The following is a 9,004-nucleotide window of genomic DNA, read 5'->3' on the forward strand; positions in this document are numbered from 1 at the left end:
CGGCATGGCCCGTACTCATCGTGCACAGCGGGCGAATCGGTCCCCAGCGAGGTGCAGCGGTGAGGGAGAGCCAGCGAGTGCGCCGCAGACATCGCGCTGAGCCGCGTACGCCGATCCTGCTCACCAGCGAGGCACGATCGTGAGCGTTTCGCAGTCGGAATCGGGACGAAGCGGCCCGGCCATCGCACGCACCCGCGCCGGTCGGCAGTCGCGCATCATCGAACTGCTGTCGGCCCACGCCGTGCGAAGCCAGACCGAGCTGGCCGCGCTGCTGGCCGCCGAAGGCATCGAGACCACCCAGGCCACGCTGTCACGGGACCTCGACGAATTGGGCGCGGTGAAACTGCGCGCGGCCGACGGCGGCGCGGGCGTCTACGTGGTGCCCGAGGACGGCAGTCCCGTCCGCGGCGTCACCGGCGGCACCGACCGGCTGTCCAAACTGCTCGGCGACCTGCTGGTCTCCACCGACGCCAGCGGCAACATCGCGGTCCTGCGCACTCCGCCCGGCGCGGCCCACTACCTGGCCAGCGCACTCGACCGCGCGGCCTTGCCGTACATCGTGGGCACCATCGCGGGCGACGACACCATCGCCGTCATCGCGCGCGAACCCCTGACCGGTGCGGAAGTAGCCGCGAAGATCGAACAACTCGCCTGATCCGTCCCCGACTCCGTGCGTGATTCGTCGGACCGCCGATCCTCGCCGGACCACAGATCGTCGTACCGGGTCGCCGTGGACCGAGACGTAAGATACGGAAGTGTCAGGGTCAGTAACCCGCCAATGGGGGCATGACGTGTCAGTCCGATGCCGACGAGCGGCCAACGGTCCTCCGCGGAACCCGACCAGCGGGGTCTGCGAAGGCGAGGTGAGGTCGCCATCGGTAGCTGGCGGCAGCCGGGGGAAAGCATCATGACCTTCCCATTGGTGCGGCCGAGCAGCGGCCCGTCCGAGCAGAGATCGGCCCCTTGTGGCTGGAGTGTCGTGGACCCGCCGCAACGGCCCGTGTTGTTTGTCAACCCGAAGTCGGGCGATGGCGCGGCCGGCCGCGCGAGGGTGGCCGAACGGGCACGGGATCTCGGGATAAAGGTGATCGTTCTCGATCCCGGCCAGAGCCTCACCGAACGCGTCGAGGAGGCGGTGAAGCAGGGCGCGGACGCGCTGGGGATGGCGGGTGGCGACGGGTCCCTCGCGGTCGTGGCAGCGGCCGCCGCCGGGCAGGGTGTGCCGTTCATCTGCGTCCCAGCCGGGACACGTAACCACTTCGCGCTCGACCTGGGAGTGAACCGGCAGGACGTGGCGGGCGCGCTCGACGCGTTCACCGTTGGGGTCGAGCGCCGGATCGACCTGGCAGAAGTGAACGGCCGCGCATTCGTGAACAACGTTTCGCTCGGGATCTACGGTGAGGCGGTCCGCCATCCGGCTTATCGCGACGCCAAGGTGCGCACTCTTATGGAAACGGCCGATCGGGTGGCCGGCCCCGGTGGGAGGACGCCGGCGCTGCACCTCGTCGACGACGTCGGCCGGCAGCACGCTCAGCTCGCCGTTGTGCTGGTTTCGAACAACCCCTACGCGTTGGGCCCTCCTGTCCTGGGCAGTCGCCCGTCGCTCGAGAGCGGCCTACTGGGCATCGTCGTTCTCGACGCACCGCATGCCGGGCGGCGTCCTCCGGGGCGCGCTTGGAGCGCACCGGACTTCGAGGTCTTCGCCTCCGCGCCCGTGCACGCGGGTATCGACGGCGAGCCGGTGGTGCTGAACGCGCCGCTCGGATTCGTCATTCGCCCGGCGGCGCTCCGCGTGCGCATCTCGTCCCGGCATCCTGGCGCCTCGCCCTCCGCTCGCCTGCGACCCGCAAGGTCCCCGAGGAGCGCTTCACCGTCCGTCCGCAGGCAGGCGTCGGAATAGTCGTCCGGGTACGACGCCTCTCCGCCTCGACGACCGATACCTGCGGTCGCGTACGCCCGCCACCATGGCCGACGTTCCGGCTCCGAGGACCGAGCCGAGCACGACGTCACCGGGGTAGTGCACGCCGGTGTGCACCCTCGAATAGGCCACCCCGCCGGCGAGCAACCGGATCGGCACTGCCAGCGCCGGGTAGTGCCGGCCCACCGTATAGGCGAACGCAAAAGCCGAGGCGGCGTGACCGGACGGGAAAGACGCGGACTCCGGCATGGGAACGAGACGGGCTCCGAACGGGTCCGGGTCGGGTCGCTCCGGACGCCGCCGATGGGCAAGAGGCTTGATGCCGAGATTCACGGTCGCGGACGTCGCACCGATCGCGAGCACACCCTCGAGCGCCACCCGGCGTCCACGTTCACCTCCGAGGGCGGCGATCACCGCAGCGATGCCGAGCCACAGACGTGAGTAGTTGGCCGCCTGCGAAAGTCGGCGAAAGGCATCGTCCAACTGAGGCGTGGGAGTCACGGCCACGGCTCGGTACGCCGCTCGGTCGACCGCTCCCAGCTCGCGCAACGCTTCCGCCCACGGGGACCTCGCACCCCGCTGGTCCTCGACCTTCCTTGCGATGGCGTCCCCGACCGTCTGCTGCTTGTCGATCTGCTCCGGCATAAGGTGATCGTAGGTCGAGGGCTGCTACCGCCGATCGACCAGTGCGCGCGAGCGGGAACCCGAATGTGAATGGGTCGAGCCCGCCGAGTTCCACGGCTCCATCGACTCGAGCGGCAGGACCTGTTGGGCACGGCGTCGACAGCATCCGACGGAAGACCGAAGGCGGCGCGATCCGGCTCGACCTGGGGACGACCTCGCCGTACGCGTTCTACCAGTTCTGGCTCAACCGAGCCAAGGTCGCTGACTGCAGTCGCCCAGACGTCACCGCCCTGGTTCACGGTGCGAAAAACGATGCAGCATGTGCGTGCGGCCAGCCGGGCGCCGGTCGGCAGCGGCGACCTGCCCGCACCCACCGAATCCCACACTCGGTATGTCAGGTCGACTCCTGTGTACGCCGACCCCGATTATGAATGGGATTGCATCATCGTGCATAATCATTTGTAGAACGACGCGGACCCGCCCAGGCTGGTCTCGAGGCGTCGGGGCCGGGCTTCCCACCGCTCGGACACCCGCCATACTGCTGATACACCTACCGAACATCGAGGAGCACACAGAACATGTCCGAGCGCGTCGTACTCGCCTACTCCGGTGGGCTGGACACCTCCGTCGCGATCAGCTGGATCGGCAAGGAGACCGGCGCCGAAGTGGTGGCCGTGGCCATCGACCTCGGCCAGGGTGGCGAGGACATGAACGTGGTGCGCCAGCGCGCCCTGGACTGCGGCGCCGTCGAGGCGATCGTGGTCGACGCGCGCGACGAGTTCGCCGACCAGTACTGCCTGCCCACCATCCAGGCCAACGCGATGTACATGGGCCAGTACCCGCTGGTGTCGGCGATCAGCCGCCCGCTCATCGTCAAGCACCTGGTCGAGGCCGCCAAGTTCCACGGCGCGCGCACCGTCGCGCACGGCTGCACCGGCAAGGGCAACGACCAGGTCCGCTTCGAGGTCGGCATCGGCGCGCTCGCGCCCGACCTGAACGTGATCGCCCCGGTCCGTGACTACGCCTGGACCAGGGAGAAGGCCATCGCCTTCGCCGAGGAGAACGCGCTGCCGATCAACGTCACCAAGAAGTCGCCGTTCTCCATCGACCAGAACGTCTGGGGCCGCGCGGTGGAGACCGGGTTCCTCGAGGACCTGTGGAACGCCCCGACCAAGGACGTCTACGACTACACCTCCGACCCGACCGTCAACTTCGAGGCTCCCGACGAACTCATCGTCACCTTCGACAAGGGCGTTCCGGTGGCCATCGACGGCCGCCAGGTCAGCGTGCTGGAAGCGATCGTCGAGCTGAACCATCGCGCGGGCCGCCAGGGCGTCGGCCGCCTGGACATGGTCGAGGACCGCCTGGTCGGCATCAAGAGCCGGGAGATCTACGAGGCTCCGGGCGCCATCGCGCTGATCACCGCGCACCAGGCCCTGGAGAACGTCACCATCGAGCGCGAGCTGGGCCGCTACAAGCGGCAGGTCGAGCAGCGCTGGGGCGAGCTGGCCTACGACGGCCTGTGGTTCTCCCCGCTCAAGCGCGCGCTGGACGCGTTCATCCTCGACACCCAGCAGCACGTCTCCGGCGACATCCGGATGGTGCTGCACGGCGGCTCCGCCGTGGTCAACGGCCGCCGCTCGGAGCAGTCGCTCTACGACTTCAACCTGGCCACCTACGACGAGGGCGACACCTTCGACCAGTCCCTGGCCAAGGGCTTCGTCCAGATCCACGGCCTGTCCTCCAAGGTCGCCGCCCGCCGCGACCTGAACCAGAAGTAGGCACTCGGCGTGCCGGTGCCGCAACGAGTGCCGGCACGCCGACAGCTCCCGCGAAGGGTGGCCTCGAACCAGAATTCGCGCTGCACCGCCTCGACTTCGGCGGCGGTGGGGTAGGTAGGCCGTAGGCTCGAATCGGCGTTCGGAGCGTGCTGGCAGGGCAGCAGTGCACCCCGAAAGGAACCTGCGTACGCCTTCGCCCCGACGCGCGAGGCCGCTCTCGGCAGATGGTGTCGAGCAACCACCGAACGGCCCAGCTGCGTCGAGCAGGAACGATTCGACCTCCGCGCCGACGCAACAACTGGTTGCCCGAGCCAACGGAACGACTGAGTCGCAAGTCAACGCACCAGTTGATCCCACAAACCAACGCACAACTGATCTCGCGCAGCAACGCACCAACTGATCTCGCAAGAACATGGGTAACTCACCGGGTACGCCCAAAACCCGACCGACACCCAACGCAAGACCTGAACGCAAACCCACCACCCACCCAACTGGTACGGCCTGAATACCCGGAGAGGCGGAACAGCATGAGCACGAACCAAGGTGCGCTCTGGGGCGGGCGATTCGCCTCCGGACCGGCCGAGGCCATGGCCGCGCTGAGCAAGTCGACCCACTTCGACTGGGCGCTGGCCCCCTACGACATCCGCGCGTCGAAGGCGCACGCGCGTGTGCTGCACAAGGCAGGGCTGCTCTCCGACACCGACCTGTCCGGCATGCTCGACGGGCTGGATCGCCTCGCTGCGGACGTAGCGTCCGGCGCGTTCGGCCCCGCCGAGTCGGATGAGGACGTACACGGCGCGCTGGAACGCGGTCTGATCGAACGGGTCGGCACGGAGCTCGGTGGCCGGTTGCGGGCGGGGCGTTCGCGCAACGACCAGGTGGCCACGCTGTTCCGGATGTGGCTGCGCGACGGCGTGCGCCGGGTGGCCGCGGGCGTCCTCGCGGTGGTCGACGCGCTGGTGGAGCAGGCGGCCGCGCATCCGGACGCGGTGATGCCGGGTAAGACCCATTTGCAGGCGGCGCAGCCGGTGCTGCTGGCTCATCATCTGCTCGCGCACGCGCACCCGCTGCTGCGCGACCTCGACCGGCTGCGCGACTTCGATCGCCGCGCGGCGGTGTCGCCCTACGGTTCCGGCGCGTTGGCGGGCTCCTCCCTGGGACTCGACCCGGAGGCCATCGCCGCGGATCTGGATTTCGACGCGGCCGCCGCCAACTCGATCGACGCCACCTCGGCGCGGGACTTCGCCGCCGAGGCCGCGTTCGTGCTTGCCATGATCGGCGTCGACCTGAGCCGGATGGCCGAAGAGGTGATCCTCTGGAGCACACCGGAATTCGGCTATGTCACGCTGGCCGACGCCTGGTCGACCGGCTCGTCGATCATGCCGCAGAAGAAGAACCCGGACGTCTCCGAGCTGACCCGAGGCAAGGCGGGCAGGCTGATCGGCAATCTCACCGGCCTGCTGGCCACCCTCAAGGCGCAGCCGCTGGCCTACAACCGCGACCTCCAAGAGGACAAGGAACCTCTCTTCGACTCGGTCGCGCAACTCGAACTGCTGCTCCCGGCCATCGCGGGCTTGGTCTCGACGCTGACCTTCCACACCGATCGCATGGCCGAACTCGCGCCCGCGGGTTTCACGCTGGCCACCGATATCGCCGAATGGCTCGTCCGCCAGGGTGTTCCGTTCCGGGTCGCGCACGAGGCGGCGGGTGCGTGCGTGCGTGCCGCCGAGTCCCGCGGCGTCGGCTTGGACGAGCTCACCGACGAGGAGTTCGCCGCGATCGACCCTGCGCTGACCGGGAAGGTGCGCGAGGTGCTCACCGTGCAGGGCTCCATCGCGTCCCGCAACGCCCGGGGCGGTACGGCCGGTGTCCAGGTCGCGGCGCAGCTCGCGGAGGTGCGCGAGGCGGCGGCCGCGGCGCAAGCCTGGCTGGACTGAACCCGGGCTCCGCCCGCTGTCCGCGACCGGGCCTATCCGACGACGGTGATGTCGGCTCCGCTGAACAGCAGATCGCTGCGGCGCCGGGTACCCGCGCCGAACCGTGGCACCGCTTCGGCTTCCGGCGTCAGCTCGCGCAACTGCCGGAGAAACACCTCGACCGCCAGCGTGGCCATGCTCTTGCCGGGACAGACATGCCTGCCGAACCCGAAGGTCAACGGCAGCTTGCCGGTCCGGCCCAGCGCCAGGCAGTCGGGAAACGCCTCCGGGTCGCGGTTCGCCGCGGCGAACATCACGAGCAACGGTCCGGCGGGCAGCCGCGTGCCGCTGGAGAGTACGACCGGCGTCCTGGCCTGACGCTTCCATGCCACCAGTCCCGGATCGAGTTGAAGGATCTTCGCCGCGACCCGTGCGCCGCCGTTCGGCTCGGCGAGCAGATCCCACCAGACCCGGTCCGGATCGCCGAGCAGTCGCTGGACGCCTTGCTGAATGCTGCCGCTCACCGTGTGCACTCCTGCGGCCAGTGAATTCGCCATGGCGGATACCGCGATCCGATGGGACAGCCCGGCGTCGCGCAGTGTGCGGGCGAACCCGGTCGCCTCGCTGCCGCGGCCCGCGCGGACCGCTCTGCCGCTGACGGTGAACAGCCAGCCGAGCGCGCTCACCGCGTCGGCCAGTTCGCGTCCGCGCATCACCCGGCCGAGCAGCCCCGATTGCGCTCCGCTCCAAGCGGCCACGTTCGGCCAGTCCGATGCGGGCAAGCCGACCGCCGCACCGACGGTCCTGGCGGCATAACCGATCGACAACGCAGTCACGTCCAACGGCGAGCCGGGCCGGAATCCCGCGTCCCGCACCGCCGCGTGGAAGTGCTCGGCCATCTCGGCGGCCCGGGCGGGCCGATCGGCGGGGGAGATGGTGAAATGCCCAGAAGGCCCGGCCATGGTATTCCACACCCGCTTGTGCAACAGGTCGTCGGAGAGGTTGGCGGTCGCCTTCGCCGGTGGCGGAACCAGGTGCCGGATGAAATGCGGGATGGCGCGGGGCGTCGCCGCGATGCGCGCGTAACCGACGAGGGGATCCAGCGAATTCGCGCTGGAGATGCCCGGCGTCGTCGCGTCCAGCACTTCGCGCACGTCGTCGTACTGCCAGATCATGCGCAGCCCGGACCGGTGCGCGTAACTCGGTTCCGGCCACTCGTGCAGACGCCGGTACCTCTCGTCGCGCTCGGCATACGGCAACTCGTTGCAGGTCACTTCGTCGAAGGGAAAACCGGTCACCGCAACGTTCGAGCTACGCATCGGCCGAGCGTATCGGCACGTCGGCAACGGTCGCCGGTCCGCGAATCCCCGGCACTGGGAGGGCCGGTGCCCACGGCTGCCGGGGCCGAGGCCGGGTCACGGCTGTGACTAGGCTGCGAAAATGACCTTGTTGCTGCTCGCCTTGGCCATCGCCTCCGAGGTGACCGCGACCGTTTCACTGAAACTGTCCGACGGATTCACCAAGCTCGTCCCTTCGATCGTGGTGGTCGTCGGCTATTGCACGGCGTTCTTCTTCCTCGCCCAGGCGCTGAAGCGAGGGATGCCGATCGGGGTGGCTTACGGCATCTGGTCGGCGATCGGCGTCGCCGCGATCGCGCTGATCGGCGTCGCCGCGATCGCGCTGATCGGCGTGCTGTTCCTCAACGAGCGGCTGACCCTCGTGCAGGTCGGCGGCATCGGGCTCGTGATACTCGGCGTGCTCGCCTTGGAACTCGGCGGCGCGCACTGACTTCGGTTGCGAGGCATCCCGCGAGTTGTCGCGGGTCAATCCGATACGTGGACGCCGTATCCCGCGTTCCCGAGGGCGGTGAGCACGTCGTCGCGATGAGCGGAACCTCGTGTCTCCAGCGTGAGCGCCACTTCCACCTCGTCCACGGCCAGCCACGTCCCGGTGCGGGAGTGTGCCACGTCGACCACGCTGGCGCCCGTCTTGCCCACCACCGCCAGCAGCGATCCCAGCGCGCCGGGGCGATCTGAGATCGTCACGCGCACGGCGAGATAACGACCCGCCGCGCTCAGGCCGTGACCTATCACCCGGGTCAGCAGCAAAGGGTCGATATTGCCGCCGGACAGGATCGCGCAAACCGGCCCCCGCAGGCCGAGTTCCTCGGGCGAAATACTCATCAGAGCGGCGACCGCCGCGGCGCCCGCGGGTTCGACGATCAGCTTCGCGCGTTCCAGGCACAGCAGCAGCGCCTGCGACAGCGCTTCCTCGTCCACCGTCACGATTCGTGAAACATGCTGGGCCACATGGCCGAACGGCACTTTGCCGGGCTGCCCGACCGCGATGCCGTCGGCCATCGTCGACATCCGCTCGACGCGGACCGGGTGGCCCGCCGCCAGCGAGCCCGGCCAGGCGGCCGCTTCCGCCGCCTGCACCCCGATGACGCGGACGTTCGGCGCCAGATGCCGCAGCGCGACCGCGACTCCCGCCAAGAGCCCGCCGCCGCCTGTGGGCACGAGCACCGTGCCGACCTGCGGCAACTGCTCCGCGATCTCCACGCCGGCGGTGGCCTGGCCGGCCACGATATCGGGATGGTCGAACGGATGGATCAGCGTCGCGCCGGACCGGTCGGCGAAATCCAGTGCGGCGTCCAGTGACTCGTCGATGGTCTCGCCCACCTGGCGGACTTGCGCACCGTATGCCTTGGTCGCCGTCACCTTCGGCAGCGACGCCCCGACCGGCATGAACACCGTCGACTCGAT

8 protein-coding genes are annotated in these 9,004 nt (G+C 69.2%); 5 read left to right on the forward strand and 3 right to left on the reverse strand.

Annotated elements, in window-relative coordinates:
• Nucleotides 1-139 precede the first annotated feature (139 nt).
• Entirely contained in the window at nt 140-655 is a 516-nt protein-coding gene (locus tag ACWEH3_RS31375; protein ID WP_051020632.1) for an arginine repressor, read from the forward strand.
• 252 nt (nt 656-907) lie between these two features.
• Nucleotides 908-1,900: a diacylglycerol/lipid kinase family protein gene (locus ACWEH3_RS31380; protein WP_450024190.1), complete on the forward strand. Its 993-nt coding sequence runs from the start codon at nt 908-910 to the stop codon at nt 1,898-1,900.
• Here ACWEH3_RS31380 and ACWEH3_RS31385 read toward each other — a convergent pair.
• Nucleotides 1,868-2,563 carry a phosphatase PAP2 family protein gene (locus tag ACWEH3_RS31385; RefSeq protein ID WP_450024192.1) on the reverse strand — a complete coding sequence of 232 codons (696 nt, stop codon included), beginning with the start codon at nt 2,561-2,563 and terminating at the stop codon, nt 1,868-1,870. The two genes, ACWEH3_RS31380 and ACWEH3_RS31385, sit on opposite strands and share 33 nt — an antisense overlap.
• A 557-nt stretch (nt 2,564-3,120) precedes the next feature.
• Between ACWEH3_RS31385 and ACWEH3_RS31390 the strand changes: the two genes are divergently transcribed.
• Together ACWEH3_RS31390 and argH are read left to right on the forward strand one after the other, a co-directional pair.
• Nucleotides 3,121-4,323, forward strand: coding sequence for an argininosuccinate synthase (locus ACWEH3_RS31390; protein ID WP_450024194.1), 1,203 nt, complete (start codon nt 3,121-3,123; stop codon nt 4,321-4,323).
• Nucleotides 4,324-4,850: 527 nt separating this feature from the next.
• Nucleotides 4,851-6,260, forward strand: a complete 1,410-nt coding sequence (gene argH / locus ACWEH3_RS31395; RefSeq protein WP_450024196.1) for an argininosuccinate lyase — start codon at nt 4,851-4,853, stop codon at nt 6,258-6,260.
• 32 nt (nt 6,261-6,292) lie between these two features.
• Here argH and ACWEH3_RS31400 read toward each other — a convergent pair whose 3' ends face one another.
• On the reverse strand, nt 6,293-7,558 hold the full coding sequence (locus ACWEH3_RS31400; protein WP_450024198.1) for a hypothetical protein: 1,266 nt from the start codon (nt 7,556-7,558) through the stop codon (nt 6,293-6,295).
• A 121-nt stretch (nt 7,559-7,679) separates the two neighbouring features.
• Here ACWEH3_RS31400 and ACWEH3_RS31405 point away from each other — a divergent pair, with 121 nt between their 5' ends.
• Nucleotides 7,680-8,027, forward strand: a complete 348-nt coding sequence (locus tag ACWEH3_RS31405; protein WP_450024200.1) for a DMT family transporter — start codon at nt 7,680-7,682, stop codon at nt 8,025-8,027.
• 35 nt (nt 8,028-8,062) lie between these two features.
• Here the strand turns inward: ACWEH3_RS31405 and ACWEH3_RS31410 are convergent.
• The coding region (locus tag ACWEH3_RS31410) for a pyridoxal-phosphate dependent enzyme (RefSeq protein ID WP_452358448.1) at nt 8,063-9,004 on the reverse strand (942 nt) is incomplete at its 5' end.

The sequence above is a fragment of the Nocardia sp. NPDC004718 genome, from assembly GCF_053601535.1.

What these genes read in the sequence shown, in the direction of transcription:
- ACWEH3_RS31380 (WP_450024190.1), top strand. Translation starts at nt 908, where the DNA reads ATGACCTTCCCATTGGTGCGGCCGAGCAGCGGCCCGTCCGAGCAGAGA.
- ACWEH3_RS31385 (WP_450024192.1), bottom strand. Translation starts at nt 2,563, where the DNA reads ATGCCGGAGCAGATCGACAAGCAGCAGACGGTCGGGGACGCCATCGCA.
- argH (WP_450024196.1), top strand. Translation starts at nt 4,851, where the DNA reads ATGAGCACGAACCAAGGTGCGCTCTGGGGCGGGCGATTCGCCTCCGGA.
- ACWEH3_RS31400 (WP_450024198.1), bottom strand. Translation starts at nt 7,558, where the DNA reads ATGCGTAGCTCGAACGTTGCGGTGACCGGTTTTCCCTTCGACGAAGTG.
- ACWEH3_RS31390 (WP_450024194.1), top strand. Translation starts at nt 3,121, where the DNA reads ATGTCCGAGCGCGTCGTACTCGCCTACTCCGGTGGGCTGGACACCTCC.
- ACWEH3_RS31405 (WP_450024200.1), top strand. Translation starts at nt 7,680, where the DNA reads ATGACCTTGTTGCTGCTCGCCTTGGCCATCGCCTCCGAGGTGACCGCG.